Here is a 16,664-nt window from a genome sequence, read left to right as displayed (position 1 = left end):
ATCAGAGTCCTTGTTCGCTGAGCCACAGGTTCAGCGCTGCCAATTGCCACAGCTTGGAGCCGCGCAGCGGCGTCAGTTGGCCTTGTGGATCGGTGAGCAGGCGGTCGAGCATCGCCGGGTTGAACAGGCCGCGATCCTGGCTTGGGTCCAGCAGCAGGTCACGTACCCAGTTCAGGGTGTCACCCTGCAAGTGCTTGAGGCCGGGCACCGGGAAGTAGCCTTTCTTGCGGTCGATGACCTCACTGGGGATGACCCGGCGCGCCGCTTCCTTGAGCACTTGCTTGCCGCCGTCCGGCAGCTTGAATTTACCCGGCACCCGGGCCGACAACTCCACCAGGCGGTAGTCGAGGAACGGTGTACGGGCTTCCAGGCCCCAGGCCATGGTCATGTTGTCCACGCGCTTGACCGGGTCGTCCACCAGCATCACCGTGCTGTCCAGGCGCAGGGCCTTATCCACAGCGGCATCGGCCCCCGGCTGTGCGAAATGTTCGCGCACGAAGTCGCCGGCGGCGTCATTGGCGGTCAGCCATTGCGGCGCGACAGTGGCGGCGTAATCGTCGTAGCTGCGATCAAAAAACGCATCGCGATAGGCGGCGTAAGGGTCGTTGGCCCCGTCCACCTGTGGGTACCAGTGGTAACCGGCAAACAGTTCATCGGCTCCCTGGCCGCTTTGCACTACCTTGCAATGCTTGGCCACTTCCCGGGACAGCAGGTAGAAGGCGATGCAGTCATGGCTGACCATCGGTTCGCTCATGGCGCGGAACGCAGCCGGCAGTTGCTCGATGATCTCACTTTCGGCGATGCGCAATTGGTGATGCTGGGTGCCGTAGTGTTTGGCGATCAGGTCCGAATACTGGAATTCGTCACCACGTTCGCCGCCGGCATCTTCAAAACCAATGGAGAAGGTCGACAAGTCCTGCACGCCCACTTCCCGCAACAGGCCCACGAGCATGCTCGAATCCACCCCGCCCGAGAGCAGCACGCCCACATCCACTGCGGCGCGTTGACGGATCGCCACGGCTTCGCGGGTGCTGTCGAGCACGCGGTCGGTCCAGTCTTCCAGGGTCAGGTTCTTTTCATCCTCATGGGGGCCGTAGGGCAGGGTCCACCAGGTTTTCTGCTCGGTGGTGCCGTTGGCATCGATACGCATCCAGCTGGCAGGCGGCAGTTTTTCGATACCCGCGAGCAACGTGCGCGGCGCGGGCACCACGGCATGGAAATTCAGGTAGTGGTTGAGTGCCACCGGGTCGAGGATCGGGTTGATATCGCCGCCCTTGAGCAGCGCTGGCAACGCCGAGGCAAAACGCAGGCGCTGGCCGGTGCGCGACAGGTACAAGGGCTTCACGCCCAGGCGGTCACGGGCGATGAACAGGCGCTGGCTGTCGCGCTCCCAGATCGCGAAGGCGAACATGCCGTTAAGCTTGGGCAGCAGTGCTTCGCCCCAGGCGTGGTAGCCCTTGAGCAGCACTTCGGTATCGCCACCGGAATAAAACGCGTAACCCAGGGCTTCAAGTTCGCTGCGCAATTCGGGGAAGTTATAGATCGCGCCGTTGAAGGCCAGGGACAGGCCCAACTGGGCATCGACCATCGGTTGGGCGGAGCCATCCGACAGGTCCATGATTTTCAGGCGCCGATGGCCCAGGGCAATCGGCCCTTGGGCATGGAAACCCCACGCGTCGGGGCCGCGAGGGGCCAAGTGATGGGTGATGCGCTCAATGGCTGCCAGGTCGGCAGGTTGGGCATCGAAACGTAACTCTCCAGCTAATCCGCACATAAATTCCTTACCGGTTTTTCCGTTGGGGAGGGATAAAAACGCACCCGTCAATACGGCGGGTACCCAGAGACTGACCCCATCCGTGTTGCGGGAGTTTTAGAACAATGCGTTATAAGGCAAATGGCCTGCGCTGTTTTTGCAGCGGGTATCGCACGCCGTGGCCTGGCGTTGAAGGGCGGTATATAGATAGGCAATGACATACAAATAGTGGGCGGTTCAGCGGGCTGAACGCCCCGCTATTCGAATCGGTTTTCAGGCGCGATGGGCTTAGGGTGTGGAGCCATGTTCAACGTCATAAGGGACGTGGTAGATGACACAAACACCCGAGCAAAAACAGGCCCCCCGCGTTGTGGCGCCAGAGGAGCGGTTGCGGGCCCTGCTGGATATCACCGGCCACCTGGACAAGGCGCAGACCCTGATCGAGACGTTGCCGACGTGGTTGGAGGCGGCCACGCCCGGCGCTCTTGAAGCCCTGGAAAAGGCCCACGCGGAAAGTGAGGCACCCCGCCAGCGAGCGCGCCGGCTACTCAACCGCGTCAAGCCCCTGGATACGTTTTGCGCCGAGCAACTCACAGCCTTTTTGGCCACCAAGGCGCTGAACACCCTGGATATCCACCACGACACACTGGAGGTACCCACACGCAACCTCAATGGAGTCGGCCCGGATCTGGGCGGCCTGCTGATAGAAACCGTGAACCTGCAAAAGCACAGCCTGTTGCAGGCCGCCATGCAGAACTTTGCGGCGGCCAGTGCCGCACCCGGTGGCCTGCCGCAGGCCGCCGTGGTACGTGTCGGCGCGAAACGGCTGGCATCGCCGACGTTGACCGCTGCGCAGTTTGTGCAGTATTGCCGTGAGCTGGACCTGGGGGCCGCCTACCAGGCGCATATTCGCGAGATCTTCAATCTGCCCGCGCCCGAAGAAGGGCCGGTCGACCCCACGCGCGGTTACAACCCGGCACTCGCCGCGATTGGTCAATCGCGGTGCATGGACATGCAGGTTGATCTGCACATTGCCTACGCCAGGCGCGATCTCGACGAGGCCACTTACCGGCTGTTGCAGCAACTGATCTGCGCGGATTTTCCCGCGAGCGAGGTCACATCAATGTTGCTCGATGGCAAACCATTGGCCTGGCATGGGGTGAGTATCAATGAGGTTTGCATCTGGAGCGTGTTGATATTTTCCCATCACACCTACGACGCTTTTGCCAGCGGGCCGTTTCTGGTGTACATGCCCAACGAGCCGGTCAGGCCGTGGTACCGGTATGCGTCGCTGGAGGATTTCAAGCTCTACCTGACCCTCAAGCTTCAGGTGAAAAGCTACCGCCTTTTTTTTAACGGCTACCTCGACGAGGCGCAGCGCTTCGATTTTTTCCAGCGGTTCGACCGCACCCGCACCCTTTACGCCGTAGAACCGTTGCCGGTCATCGGTAACTTGTCGGCGTTTTTTTTCAGTGCCTATGTGACTAAGTTGCAACTGGACGCGCAGGTCCTGGCGGTGCCCAAGGCGCAAGTCGACGAAGAGGCCCGCCAGCAGCGCTTGCAGGACTACATGGATGTCGGCCTGACCGTATTGAACGTGGCCGGCCTGGTGGTGCCGCTGTTGGGCCAGTTGATGATGGGCGTGGCGGTCGGCCAACTGCTGGGCGAGGTGTTCGAGGGGGTTGAGGACTGGCGCCACAATGACCGTCAGGAAGCGCTGAAGCATTTGGTCAATGTCGCAGAAAACCTCGCCACCATGGCGTTGTTCGCCGCCGGTGCCAGCGTAGTGGGGCGACTGCGACAGACGCAGGCCAATGCGCAGCGGTTCTTCGACGGGATGGAAGCCGTCAAGCTAGGGAAACTCTTATATGGACGCCTCCCGAAGCTCAATGGGGTAGTCATGCTGACGTATAGGTAGGAGCAGTCTTATATCCGGCCTGTTTGTGCAGGCCGACAAGCTTACTGGCCCTGATGGAATCCGCTGACGAGGCCCTCATCTGAAAATCGAGCTGATGGTGTGCCCATAGCTCATATTCCCTACCAGGTTTACCTCGTCACGGTCTGACCTATTTCGCCATCACGTATCTACCGCGTGCGCTCCTTGTGAAGCCTTTTGTCTATAAGCTTTTTCAATGCCCTACAGGGCATGCCGTAAAGAGTTCTGCGCGATATCGGGAGCCTTTGACCAGCACAGCCCAAACGGTTCTCGCGAGTTTATTGGCAACTGCGGCCACCACCACGTTATACGGTCGCCTGGCAAGCAAGCGCTCAACCCACTCAGACTTCTGCCCCCTGGCAATGATTGAGCGGGCACCATGCATAAACAGTGTTCGCAGATAGGTGTCACCGCGCTTGCTCAGCCCCAGTTGCCGAACTCGACCACCTGTGCCTGTCTGTCGAGGAACCAGTCCCACCCAAGCGGCAAACTGCCGACCGGAGCGAAAGGTTTTGGCATCGCCCAGCGAGGCAACTGCGGCTGTGGCCGTCAACAAGCCTACTCCGGGGATTTCTGCAATTTTTTGACAATCGAGACGCTCACGCATGCAGTGTTTCAAACGGAGTTCAATCGCTTGGATTTCTTCGTCCAGCCGGATTACCCGTGCCCACTGCTCGCGCAGACTTTCCAACAGCACATGGGGTACTTGATTTTCCGCATCGACGAAGGCGTTAGGCACCGCCTTGGTCAGCGGGGTGTAGCCTTCCGGCAACACAATCCCGAACTCATAGAACAAGCCGCGCAATGCATTGCTTTGCATAATGCGAAATTTCAGCAGTTGAGCGCGGATGCGGTGCAGCGAGAGGATGGCCTGCTGATCAGCTTGTTTGATTGCGACTTGGTGGGCGTCGGGCTGCTGCACTGCTGTCCATATCGCTTGGGCATCAGCCGCATCGGTCTTGTTCCTGAGTACGAATGGGCGTACCGAGCGAGGAGCCAGTAAGCGCACCTCATGCCCCAACTGCTGAAGCTGGCGCGCCCACCAGTGCGCACTGCCACAAGCCTCCATCGCTACCAAGTAGGGCTGACGCTCGGCGAAAAACGCCAAAACCTCTTCACGCCGCAGCTTGAAACGTTCGATTTTTCCGGAGCGCTGATCGACGGTATGCAGTTGGAAAACCTTCTTGGCGATGTCCATACCAATCACACTCTGTTTCATGGTGGATCCTCCTGTTAGAGGTGTTCTTGCTGTTCACACGCGTTACTTTGACACTTGTATATCGGGGCCGCGAGATCCGCTTGTCGTGCACAGTGCGGCGGTCGGCCCGCTGCCGGGGGGAGGCGTCCATACCATCTGAAGAAGACTTCCAGATTTTGGCAAAATACCCGGATTCCACCCGCTGAGTTTCCCCATGAAGCAGATGACCTTCGCTGACGCCGAGTACGCCGGTAAGCGCAAACAAACCCGCAAAGAGTTGTTCCTGATCGAGATGGATCGGGTGGTGCCGTGGAAGGGTTTGATTGCCTTGATCGAGCCGCATTATCCCAAGGGTGAAGGCGGTCGTCCGGCCTATCCGCTGATGGCGATGCTGCGCGTGCACCTGATGCAAAACTGGTTCGGTTACAGCGATCCAGCGATGGAAGAGGCGCTGTACGAGACCACCATCCTGCGCCAGTTCGCGGGGCTGAGCTTGGAGCGTATCCCCGATGAAACCACCATCCTCAACTTCCGTCGTTTGCTGGAGAAGCACGAACTAGCCGCCGGCATCTTGGCTGTCATCAATGGCTATCTGGGCGACCGAGGGCTGTCGCTGCGCCAAGGCACTATCGTCGATGCCACGCTGATCAATGCGCCGAGTTCGACCAAGAACAAGGACGGTAAGCGCGACCCGGAAATGCATCAGACCAAGAAGGGTAACCAGTACTACTTCGGCATGAAGGCGCACATCGGTGTCGATGATGAGTCGGGCTTGGTGCACAGCGTGGTGGGCACGGCGGCCAACGTGGCCGATGTCACCCAGGTCGATAAGCTGCTGCACGGCGATGAGAACATGGTCGGTGCCGACGCGGGTTACACCGGCGTCGAGAAACGCCCTGAACATGAAGGCCGGGAGGTCATCTGGCAGATCGCCGCCCGCCGTAGTACTTACAAGAAGCTTGATAAGCGCAGTGCTTTGTACAAAGCCGCGCGCAAGATTGAGAAGGCCAAGGCTCAGGTACGAGCCAAGGTCGAGCATCCGTTCCGGGTGATCAAGCGCCAGTTCGGTTATGTGAAGGTGCGCTTCCGTGGTCTGGCGAAGAACACGGCGCAACTGGTGACGCTGTTCGCGCTGTCGAACCTGTGGATGGCGCGCCGACATTTACTGGCGAATGCAGGAGAGGTGCGCCTGTAATGTGGGAAATGGCTGCCGCGAGGTGCTCGCGGCGGCTAAAAACACAGAAATAAGCGGGTGATCTGAGCGTTTTTGATCGATTTGCCGCTTTTAAAATCGGCAGGGGCTGAAGTCAGCCAGAAATACACAACTACTTCAGACCATCCCTAGGGGACCGCAGTTCGCGCTTGTGGCGCGGTCGCACGATGCCTTATCGCCAGGCGCTGGACATTACAGGAACGGTGGCCAGCCCCAGGGGTATCTATCAGATCCTTGGGCAGTCCTATGTCAAGGTCGAGGGCTCGCTGTACGCCATTGCCTTTGATGAGCGCACCGGTTACTGGCGGGCCTTGCACCCGCTGCGCGAGTCGGCGTATCGCCCGTTCCTGACCCACAATCGTCAGGGCGGCTGGCAGTTCACCTTTGAGCATTTGCACGAATGGCGTGACCCCGAGTACCTGCTCAAACGCCTGGACCCCAGCCTCGCAGACCTGCCCGACGGCCATCTGAAAGATATTGCCAGCATCACCGACATGACCACGCCCCGCCTGCAACAACTGGCCCTGGAAAGCCTGCCGCTGCCGGAGCGCTTTCGTGAGTGTGCAATGCGGTTCAACCTCAATCAAAAGGTCCGGGATCTGCTCTGGCAACTGGAGCACCAGCCATCCCCGGACCCGAGCACGGCGCATACCCAGTTGTTGGCGCTGCCCATGGTCGAAGGCTGGCCCCAGGGAAGGTTTTTCGAGGTGCTGGACCAAGAGGGTGTATTGCTTGAGCGCTACCCTGACACGGCACCGTTCGACTATGAAGACCTGAGTATTCACATTACCGAACAGCAGTTGCACGAAGGCAAGGTCATCTCCACGACGCTGGCGGCACTGGACGCCGATGAGAGCCAGCAATTGCTGGGCGGGGTGTATTCGGCGCAGGCGGCGCCCGCGGTATTGAGGCGGCGTTTGGCTGCCGCCCTCAGGCCCAATCATCGGCGGGTGTACGAAAAGCTGTACGAGGATTACGACAGGCTCGACCTGGGTGATCATGGCCTGCTCAAGCAGCACTACCCGCAGTTACCGACCCGCCTGGCGTGGGAGGTCATGACTGGCATCCCGACAGAACAACGCTGGGCATTGCGGCGCACCGGGCGGATCCCGCTGCTGGTGGCGCAGCGGGCGCGGGAAACCCTGGAAACGCTGTATGAAGATCAGGCCGTGCTCGGCTTGCATCTGCCGGAGCTGGCGGATGAGGCAACGTGGCGCCTGGCGCTGGGGTTGTTCGACGGGCTGCCGGGCTGGCCCGAAGATGTTTTTCTGCAATTGCGCCAAGCGTCAGCGACGGGGCGGGTGCTGGGGCAGGCGGGCAACCAGGCCGCTGTATTTAGACGGACGTTGATTCATTCGGCCAAGGGTTTTGAAACCCTCGACTCACAGGGCGTCGTGGCGGGCAAGGCATTCGGCGGCCCACAGGGTTTCTATCAGGCCGTTCTCGAGAGCCTGGCGCCCGCACAGCGCGCAAGGTTGCAACTGGAGGGGAGCAGCGCCGACGTTCAGTTGCGTAATAAAGTCATATTCAAGGCGCGGGATGAACGCGGCCAGCTTTCCCGTTACCTCTGGCCTGAACGGGCGGCGCTGCCCGAGCAACCGGTGGCCTGCGTGCAGGCGATGAGGAAGGAGCAGGTCAAGCATCCGCTGGAACTGGTGCGCAAGGTGCGCAAGCTCTACCCGTTGTTTGATGAGGCGCGCATCGCGACCTTCCTCCAGGGGCTGGGGCCGGATCACCTGGCCCGGGCCAAGGCGGTTGGCGCGCTTGAACAGCAGTACGAGGCCCTGCGCCGTGCGCTCAAGCTGTGGTGCAGCGAGACGGCTTCGCTGGAGAAACTACCCAACCCCGTGGCGGACTATCGCTGGAGCCGCCTGCAATCGGCGCAGACGATCAAGCGCTGCTGGCAATCGGCGATGCTGCTGGCCGATGCATACGGTGAAAAGGTTCCCAGCCTGAGCCTCGATGGTATGGCCGTTGGCCCCTTGCCGACATTGCCGGCGAGCATCCGATTTGACGCCATCGAGCAACTGTCGCTCAAGCGCATGGGACTCAACGATGACGTTGCCTACTTTCTCAAGCACTTCAAAGGTCTACGTTCGCTGGAGCTGACCGGTAACGAGCTGACGCTTTTGCCCGAAGCGCTGTCCCAGATGCCTGAACTGCAACGCTTGTACTTGAACGGCAACCGCTTGCAACTCACCGAATACACACGGGCCAAGCTCGCGGATATGCGCGAGCTCAGGGTCTTGAACCTCAGCGACAACCCGTTGATCGATCCGCCGCTGGTCAGTCGGATGTTTGAGTTGCGCCATCTGGTCCTGAGCAATTGCCGGCTCAAGGATTTGCCCAGTGGTCTGCTGCGCATTCCTAATCTGGAAAGTGTTGACCTGCGTGACAATGACATCGCCCAGTTGCCCGGCTGGCTCTTCACCCAGACGCGGCAAAGGGCCGAGATGATTAACTTGCGACACAACCCGCTGGATTCGCGCAGTCAACTGTTGTTGAGCAACTTTCGCAACAGCGTGGGGGTGGGCATGGGGTTTATCGAGGACGATATCGCCCGGCTCAACGAGCAGCGCGCCCGGGAGCTATGGTTGACGCAGGATGGGGCCAGGGGGGTGGCCGAGAAGGAGCTGGCCTGGAAGGGACTCAATGATGAACCCGGTTCCGACGGCCTGTTCAAGCTGCTGGCCGAGCTGGGGGGCACGGCCGATTCGATGCAGGTGCGTGAAGATATGGCGCGTCGGGTATGGCGGGTACTGGATGCCGCTGCCGCCGATGTGAAATTGCGCGAAGAGATTTTTGAGCGTGCCGGCACACCGTTGAATTGTGACGACGCCGCCGCAGTGAGTTTCAGCAATCTGGAAGTATTGGTTGAGGTCAACGAAGCAACCAGGCTGTTGGAAGGCGGGCAGATGAATGCCAAATCGTTGTTGCGCCTGGGCAAGGGCCTGTTCCGCCTTGAGCAACTGGAGGGCATGGCCCGCGCCCATAGCAACGAGCATCCGCTGTCGGACCCGCTGGAGGTCAGCCTTGCGTACCGTACCGGGCTGGTCGATCAGTTTTACTTGCCGGGCCAACCCCGGCACATGCGCTTTTCCCGATTGGGCGGGGTCACGCCGCAGGCGTTGCGCGCTGCCGAGTCTCGGTTGCGGGCAGCCGAGTTGTCGCCGGCGCTGCAGAAGTTTCTGGTGGAGCTGCCATTCTGGGTCGGCTATCTCAAGCGCACCTTCAGTCGTGGGTTCGAGCAGGTGAACGAGCCCTACGACCAACGTCTGCAAGCGGTGTTCGACCAGGGCCTGACCCTGGATGACGTGTCCTATCGCGACCAGATGAATGAGGTACTCAGGGAGCAGAGGCTGGCCGAACAAGCAGAGCTGGAACGCCTCACCGAGGAGGCGTTGAAATACCAAGAGTTGGTCGGCTGCGGTTTGCCGTTAGCTTGAATGCCCGGTCACATTGCTGCGCACCAACGTGCGCAGGGCAAAACGATTCGGGTGGCAGGCTTCGGCCACGCTTCTGGGCAAGGGCAGTGGCTCGTTGTCGAGCCAGGCGGCGAGTAGCTCGGCGCTCAACGGTGCGGTGATCAGCCCACGGGAGCCATGGCCGCTGTTGACGTACAGGCCGTCCAGCCAGGGGCAGGCTATGTCGGGCGTCTGGCGCGCATCCTTGCGCAGGGCCGCGTAGGCCTCGGCGAAGGCCGGGCTGTCGGCCAACGGTCCGACAATCGGCAGGTAGTCCGGGCTGGTACAGCGGAGCGCGGCACGGCCTTGCAGGGTGTCCGGGGCGAGGCTGGAGGCTTGCAGGCGTGCGGCCAGGTCGGGCGAGATGGCCGCAAGCAGTGCCAGGTTGCCCGCGTGGTCGGCGGCGGTGGCAGTCAAGTCGTCGCTCTTGAAATCGAAGCTGGCCCCCAGCGTGTGTTCACCCAGGCGAGGCGGGGCCACGTAGCCTTCGGCGCAAACTACGGTGGCCAGGCTTTGACTGCTGCCGGTCTGTGGCACGCGGGTGATTTGCCCGCGGATCCGTTTGAGGGGCAATTGGGCACTCGCCGCAAAGCGCTTGACCTCGGCCGCCCCGGCCAGCACCACCACCGGTGCGCTGGCCAGCAACCGCTCGCCGTCAAAGGCTTGCCATTGGTCATCGACCTTGCGCAGGTCCAGGGCATCATGAAGGGTCAGGATCTCGATGCCCGGCTGATGCGCCTGCCATTCGCACAATGCGGGCGGGTGGACCCAGCCGCCCTCGGGGTAGAACAAGCCGCCTGACTCAAGGCCGATACCGGCCTGCGCCTGCGCCTGCTGCTGATCCAGTTGATGGACCAACTGCGGATCGAAGGCTGCTGCCAATTGCGCCTGGCGTGCGGCCTCCTTGGGGTTGAAGGCCAGTTGCAAGACCCCGCAATTGTCCCAGTCGAGCCCGCGCTGCAAATGCTGGAGCAGGCGGCGGGTATGACTAAAACCACTGACAATCATCTGCGACAGCGCGGTGCCATGGGCGGACAACTTGAGGTACAGCACACCCTGAGGATTGCCTGAGGCTTCTTGCGCCAGGCCGTCATGGCGCTCCAGCAGGCTGACCTGCCAACCGCGCGCCGCAAGGCTGGCCGCGGTGGTGCAACCGGCCATGCCGCCGCCGATGACCAGGGCCCGGCGTTCACCGCGGTGCGCCGGCGGGCGGGCGAACCAGGGCTTGATCGCTGGCGGTGCGGGTGTTTGCGACGGCCAGCCGAGGAATTCGCCACGCAGGATTTCCCACTTGTGACCGATGCCCGGCGTGCGCTTCATCTTGAACCCGGCGCCATTGAGCAGGCGCCGTACCCAGCCGGTGCTGGTGAAGGTACTGATCGTCGAGCCCGGTGCCGCGAGTCGGGCCAGTTCGGCAAACAGTTCGGCGGTCCACATGTCGGGGTTTTTCGCCGGGGCAAAGCCGTCGAGAAACCACGCATCGACCTGCGCGTCCAGTTGCGGCAGTTGTTCCAGGGCATCGCCAATCAACAGCGTCAGGGTCACGCGTCCTGCGTCCAGCACCAGGCGCTGGAAGCCCTGGTGAATGGCCACGTATTGCGCCAGCAGTTGGTCGGCCCACGGCTTGAGTACCGGCCACAGGGCCAGGGCACGTTGCAGGTCGGCACGGCTCAGGGGGTACTTTTCGACACTGACAAAATGCAGGCGGGCGCCGGGCACTGCGTGCTGGTCAAACAGCTGCCAGGCGCACAGGAAATTCAACCCGGTACCAAAGCCGGTCTCGCCGATCACCAGCCGCCCACCCTCGGGCAGCGCGGCAAAGCGCTGCTGCAGGTGGTTCTGTTCAAGGAACACATAACGGGTTTCGTCCAGGCCCGACTGGTCGGAGAAGTACACGTCGTCGAAGACCCGCGAGCGCGGGCGTCCCTGGTCGTCCCAGTCAAGCTGGGCATTTGGCGATACGGGGTTCATGGGCAACTCGGCAAAGACAAGGCGGCCATTCTAGCCGATCGCGGGAGCGCCGGCCGATCCGTGCCGGCCTGTGGTGGTAGCCCGCTGATGGTTGCACGCAAAAAACCTCTGTAAAGCACCCGCTAACGATCAACTATCTGCGTAAATTCAAAGGCTTGCGTCGGGTTATGGTGAATGGCTGATTAACGGGCAATAAAGGAAATTGCGCATGCCGGACCAGGATGATTTGACCAAGACATGTACTCAATTGACGCAGCGCCAGCTACAAGCGGCGTTGCTGGAAATCACCCGCGACCTGTCCAAGGCCGAGGTCCTGCAAAAGCGCCTGCCGGGCTGGATGTTGAACGCCCCAAAAGGGGTGCTGGAGGCGCTGGAACGGGAGGCCGCGCAGCTTGACGAGGCCAGGGCCGCCGTCGCAGGACGCTTGCGCCCATTGCGCTCACTGGATGAGTTTTGCAGTGCGCAGTTGAAGGCCTACTGCCAGAGGCAATGGCAGGCCACGGTCGAGCCGCACAAGGACCTGTTCGTGCGGGCTTTCTACGAATACCAGAAAGACGTGCTGCCGCTGGAATATGTCCGCAGTGTCAAGCTGGAGCAGCAGACCCTGTTGCACATGGCCCTGCAGAACTTTACCGAGGCGGAAGCGCAAGAGGCGCATTTTGCGCCGCCGTCGCGGCTGCAATCGGGTTCAGGCCTGGGTGGGATGATCCCCATCTCCGTGCAGGCATTTGCCAAGGGCTGCCGGGATCTTGATGTCGGCAGCCTGTATCAGCAGCACATCAGTGACGTGTTCAACCTCGACGTTGGCGAACCCGGCGATGACGCCTATTTCAATGGGGTGGCGCTCGATATCGGTTGGATGAAAACCCTGGATCTGAAAATCGACGCGCACATTGCCTGCATGCGCGGCGATATCACCGCCGCTACCTATGGCCTGTTATGCACCCTGCTGGATCGCAAGATGGACCCCGTGCAGGCCAGGGGCCTGATGTTCCAAGGGCGCCAGGTCATCTGGCAGGGCTTGAATGCGCTGGATTGCTGCCTGTGGAGTGTGCTGGTGTTTTCTGGCCGGCCGATTGCCGATTACCCGCAGGAGCCCTGTGTGGTGTACATGCCCAATGAGCCGGGGCGACCTTTTTTTGAGTACCCATCGCTCAACGACTTCAAGCTTTATCTGGATCTGAAGCTGGAAGTCAGCACCTACCGCACCTTTTTCACGGGGTACCTGGGGGAAATAGACCGGGTCGACTTTTTCCGTCGCTTTGACCAGCACCGTACCCTGGGCGTGTTGGAGGCCAAGCCCATCACCACCAGCCTGGCGCAGCACTTTTTCGCCACCTATGCGGGCAAATTGCAGATTGACGCCCGGACCCTGGCGGTCCCGGTGGCGGATGTGGATGAGCAGGTGCGCAAACAGCGTCTGCTGGACTACCTGGACGCGGGGCTGACGCTGCTCAATCTCGCCGGCTTTGTGGTCCCGGCATTGGGCCTGTTGATGACGAGCGTGGCGGTGGGGCAGATGCTCGGTGAGGTGTATGAGGGCATTGAGGATTGGCGCCGTGGCGACAAGGAGGAGGCGCTCAAGCAGTTGGTAGCCGTGGCGCAGGACATTACCTCAATGGTGTTGTTCGCTGCGGGGACCAAGGTCGTGGGCAACGTACTCAAGCGCACCCGGCAAAGCTATGCCGGTTACTTCAAGTCGCTGGAGGCGGTGCGTTCGACGGATGGACAGCCACGGCTGTGGCACCCTGACATCGGGCAATATTCCCACGATCAACACCTGATCGACGATGTGCCTGCCGACGCCCAGGGCGTGTACAAGGTGGGCGCTCGCTCATACGTCAAAGTCGGCGACAACCTGCATCAGGTGACCTACGAGCCGCAGCAGGGTGTGTGGCGGGCCAGCCACCGTACGCGGCAGGCGGCCTATCGGCCGCCGATGGTGCACAACGGCGAGGGGGCCTGGCGTTTTTCGTTCGAGGACCCCGAGGAGTGGGAAGACCAGGACTATCTGTTTTCCCGCCTGGAGCCGAGCAGTCGCCACCCTGCGCTGGAATCGCGCAAGCTGCGGCTGGTCAAGGACATCATGGACAAGCCCCACCGCTGGGGGTATCACCTGGCGCAGGAGTGCTTGCCTTTTCCGGCACGCTTTCGTGATCTGTACGAGCGCTTCAGGCTGGAGCAGTCGATTCGCGACCTGGTCTGGCTATTGGAGCGTGGCGCTTACCTCAATGGGCCAAGTGCGACCACCCAGATGCACGCGTTGCCGCTGCTGCCGGGCTGGCCCGAGGGCCATTATTTCGAGGTGCTGGATGCCCAGGGTAGCGTTACGGCGCGTTATCCCGCCGCTGGCCCGTTTGATGCCGCCGGGCGCTTGAGCCTCTGCGAGCAGGCCGTGGCGCAGGGGCAGGTGTTTGATGTGTTGCTGTCTGGCCTGGATGCGCCACGCAAGGCCGGTCTGTTGGGCGAAGGGGTGCCCGCCAATGACGAGCACGCGGCATTGGCGCGTCAATTGCTCGCGCACCTCAAGGCTGATCGCAAACCGTTGTTTGAGCAGCTGTACCAGGCCTACGACGGGCCGGTGCCCGAGGGCGGCGCGCCGTTGCGCGAGGCCTACCCGCCATTGCCCACCCGCGTGATGCGCGAGTTGATGGCTCAGGCGTCCTCCGTGGAGCTTCAAGCCCTGCGGGACAACCAGCGGGTGCCCATGGCCCTGGCAGAGTCGGTGCGCGTGAGCCTGGAGGCACAGCGCCTGGACCGTGCCCTGGCCGGTTTCGACCAGCCGGAGTTGGCCGGTCTGGACACCCAGTGCGTGGCGGTACGCATGCTGCCGCACCTCGACGGCTGGGACAGCACACTGCAAGTGGAGTTGCGCCAGGGTTCACCCGCCGGGCCGTTGTTGGCCCTGGGGGCGAGGGAGGGCGCGAGCGTGCGTCGGGTGCTGGTCAGCTCGGGCGCGGGATTCACGCCATTCGATGCCCACGGGGTGAGCATGGGGGCGGCCCAGGCCGGTTCCGATGGGTTGTTCGAGGCAATCCTGCAAACGCTCTCGGCTGCCCAGCGCAGCGCCCTGGAGTTGCCGTTGCATCCTGGCGAAAACGCTTGGAGGCTGCGCCGCCGCCTGGCTGCCCGGGCGCAGAGCGAACGTGTGGTGGCGGGCGAAGCTTTCACCGATCAGGCGAGCGAGCCCCTGGCGCTGGAGGTTCCCTGTCGCATGTCTGACTCACCGGCCAGCCCGCGGCCACTGGTGGGCAAGGTACAGAAAATTTATCCCTTGTTCAGTGATGTCCAGGCAGCCGAGTTATTGCAAAGCCTGGGGACCGACGCCCTGGCCCAAGCCAAGGCCGTCGCGCGCCTGCAGGTTGACCTGACGCTTCTGCGCTCGATCCTCAAGCACTGGAAGAACAACCTCGGCGACCTGGCGGCGCAGCCGGGCATGGCTGATATTCGTCACAGCCGCCAGCAAGTGGCCGAGCGGATCGAAGCCTGTTGGCGCCGCCAGAGCTTTGTGCTCGATGATCACCAAGTGCCCGTGCCGGGGCTGACACTGGATGGCATGCGCGTGGGGGCATTGCCGAACCTGCCCCCCGAGATCCGCTTCGACCATGTGCGGCAACTGTCCCTGAAAAACATGCGCCTGGGCGATGACGTGGCTTATTTTCTGAAGTGCTTCAAGGGCGTGCGGCGCCTGAACCTGGACCGCAACCGCCTGACGCGCCTGCCCGAGTACCTGTCGCGCATGCCCGAACTCAACAGCCTGGCGTTGCCCCATAATCAGTTGGCGCTGACTGAGTACACCCGGCGCAAGCTGGCCGACATGAGCACGTTGTGTCTGTTGGATTTGAGCCACAACCCCATCGAGTCGCATCTGGACGTAAGCAACATGCGCGACTTGCAGACCCTGTTACTGGAGGATGCCAAGCTGGTGGACCTGCCCAGCGGGATCGCACGTCTGGCCCATCTGGAACAGGTCGACCTGCGCAGTAACTGGATCACGGTGTTGCCCGACTGGTTGTTCACCTCCACACGCAGGTTCAGCCAGGCGATCAATCTGGGGGGCAACCCCTTGTCCTCGACGACGATGAGCGCCCTGATCAGTTACCGCGATGCAGTGGGAATCGGTATGGGCTATGTGGAGGACGATTCGTCACGATTCACTGAGCTGAAGGCCAGGCGCACCTGGCTGCCAGACGAGGTGGCGGCGGCCGACTCCAGCAAGCGGGCGATTTGGGCCAACCTGCGCGATGACCCGGAATCGATGCCGCTGATGGCATTGTTGGCGCAGCTCTCTGGCGCCGCCGACAGCCGTTACGTGCGCGAGGACATGACCCGGCGAGTCTGGGAGGTCTTGCAGGCGACCCATGACAGCGTCGAGTTGCGCGAGCGGGTGTTCCAACTGGTGGCCCATCCGGCGAACTGTGTCGATGGCGCGACAGAGATTTTCAGCCAGGTCGAAGTGCTCAAGGCCGTGGCGAACGCCACGCGCCAGGCCAGCCGTGGGCAAGGCAACTCTGGGGTGCTGCTGAGCCTGGGGCGCGGCCTGTTTCGCCTCAGTGAACTGGAAAAGATCGCGGCGACTTACGCCACCGAACATGCCAGCGAAGACCCGCTGGAGGTGAGCCTGGCGTATCGGGTCGGCTTGGCGAAGATCCTGCAGTTGCCGGGGCAACCCAAGCACATGCGCTTCGGGTCATTGGCTGACTTGACCAGCGAGAACCTGGAGCGTGCGCATGAGCAAGTCCTGATCGCCGAACTGTCGCCGGTGTTTTTGCGGTTTATTGCCCAACTGTCGTTCTGGAAGGCCCATCTCAAGCAGCAGTTTCCCGAGACGTTCAGGCGTGCGACCGAGCCATTTGATGGGCAGCAGCAGGCGCTTTTCGAGAACAGTCAGAACCTCACCGATGGCGAATACCTGGCGCAAATGGAAGGCCTGCGCGCGCCGCGCAGGCAGGCGATCAACGAGGTGATGGAACGCCTGACCCAGCAGATGATGAAGTATCAGGACCTGAACATCTGCCATCTGCCGGAAGACTAGCCGCCAGGGTTGCGGATTGATCCACGGCAAGCCCTATGGAATTGCTTGCCCGCCTTGCAGCCCAATCCGCTAGTCTTGATCCATCTTGGAAGGG

The 16,664-nt window shown here is 61.7% G+C and carries 7 protein-coding genes; 4 read left to right on the top strand and 3 right to left on the bottom strand.

The genetic code is table 11. The features are described from left to right. Position 1: 1 nt before the first annotated feature. Positions 2-1,774 carry an N-acetylglutaminylglutamine amidotransferase gene (locus JFT44_RS08355; RefSeq protein WP_169876848.1) on the bottom strand — a complete coding sequence of 591 codons (1,773 nt, stop codon included), beginning with the start codon at positions 1,772-1,774 and terminating at the stop codon, positions 2-4. A 310-nt stretch (positions 1,775-2,084) separates the two neighbouring features. Between JFT44_RS08355 and JFT44_RS08350 the strand changes: the two genes are divergently transcribed. Continuing rightward, positions 2,085-3,671, top strand: a complete 1,587-nt coding sequence (locus JFT44_RS08350; protein WP_198830545.1) for a dermonecrotic toxin domain-containing protein — start codon at positions 2,085-2,087, stop codon at positions 3,669-3,671. Positions 3,672-3,882: 211 nt separating this feature from the next. On the opposite strand, the gene JFT44_RS08345 is transcribed toward JFT44_RS08350, so the two are convergent. Further along, complete coding sequence (locus tag JFT44_RS08345) at positions 3,883-4,908, bottom strand: IS110 family transposase (RefSeq protein WP_141123344.1); 1,026 nt, start codon at positions 4,906-4,908, stop codon at positions 3,883-3,885. Positions 4,909-5,101: 193 nt separating this feature from the next. On the opposite strand from JFT44_RS08345, the gene JFT44_RS08340 reads away from it, so the two are divergent. Together JFT44_RS08340 and JFT44_RS08335 are read left to right on the top strand one after the other, a co-directional pair. Next, a complete protein-coding gene (locus JFT44_RS08340) occupies positions 5,102-6,082 on the top strand; it encodes an IS5-like element ISPre1 family transposase (protein WP_011077862.1) in 981 nt (326 codons plus the stop codon). A gap of 185 nt (positions 6,083-6,267) precedes the next feature. Beyond that, complete coding sequence (locus tag JFT44_RS08335) at positions 6,268-9,546, top strand: NEL-type E3 ubiquitin ligase domain-containing protein (RefSeq protein WP_198830544.1); 3,279 nt, start codon at positions 6,268-6,270, stop codon at positions 9,544-9,546. Here JFT44_RS08335 and mnmC read toward each other — a convergent pair. Further along, on the bottom strand, positions 9,538-11,535 hold the full coding sequence (gene mnmC, locus JFT44_RS08330; protein WP_198830543.1) for a bifunctional tRNA (5-methylaminomethyl-2-thiouridine)(34)-methyltransferase MnmD/FAD-dependent 5-carboxymethylaminomethyl-2-thiouridine(34) oxidoreductase MnmC: 1,998 nt from the start codon (positions 11,533-11,535) through the stop codon (positions 9,538-9,540). The two genes, JFT44_RS08335 and mnmC, sit on opposite strands and share 9 nt — an antisense overlap. A gap of 208 nt (positions 11,536-11,743) precedes the next feature. On the opposite strand from mnmC, the gene JFT44_RS08325 reads away from it, so the two are divergent. After that, positions 11,744-16,570, top strand: coding sequence for an NEL-type E3 ubiquitin ligase domain-containing protein (locus JFT44_RS08325; protein WP_198830542.1), 4,827 nt, complete (start codon positions 11,744-11,746; stop codon positions 16,568-16,570). Positions 16,571-16,664 lie beyond the last annotated feature (94 nt).

Source organism: Pseudomonas sp. MF5691 (assembly GCF_016405645.1).
GTDB classification, from domain to species: Bacteria; Pseudomonadota; Gammaproteobacteria; order Pseudomonadales; family Pseudomonadaceae; genus Aquipseudomonas; species Aquipseudomonas shahriarae.
The sequence above is the reverse complement of the archived record's forward strand: the minus strand, read 5'-3'. Positions and strand labels throughout refer to the sequence as shown.